1 protein-coding gene is annotated in these 444 nt (G+C 66.4%); it reads left to right on the top strand.

Annotation, left to right across the window (positions count from 1 at the left end; all coding sequences use genetic code 11):
- Window positions 1–181: 181 nt before the first annotated feature.
- The coding region (locus AACY08_RS29820) for a LysR family transcriptional regulator (protein ID WP_339472685.1) at window positions 182–444 on the top strand (263 nt) is incomplete at its 3' end.

The raw sequence follows: 444 nt of genomic DNA on the forward strand, positions 1-444 counted from the left end.
TCGAAGGGGGTGAGGTGGGTGTCCGAGATGAGCGCGATCTGCATTGCGCGTCTTTGCAGGAGCGATGCACCCCGCCCAATCACAAGCGATGCAACGGACCTTGCGCATCGCGCAATGCCCGGAGTCCCGGAACTTGCACAAACCGGCGTTAGTGTGGCGCATCGATGCCCGGAGACCCGTTATGCGCCGCCAAGCCCCGCCGCTCGATGCCACCGAGGCATTCCTCGCTGCCGCACGCGCACCGTCGTTCCGCGCGGCTGCGGACGAAATCGCGCTAAGCCCTTCGGCCTTTTCCCGCCGCATCCAGTTGCTGGAGAATTTCGTCGGCAGCGCGCTTTTCGATCGCTCGGGACCCACGGTGCAACTCACCGAGGCCGGCGCGAGATATTTTGCCGAGGTCGCCCCGGCGATGGACGCGATCCGCTGCGCGACGGCGCGCCTGCG

The sequence above is a fragment of the Pseudomonas sp. EL_65y_Pfl1_R83 genome (assembly GCF_963970695.1).
Taxonomy (GTDB): Bacteria; Pseudomonadota; Gammaproteobacteria; order Pseudomonadales; family Pseudomonadaceae; genus Aquipseudomonas; species Aquipseudomonas tritici.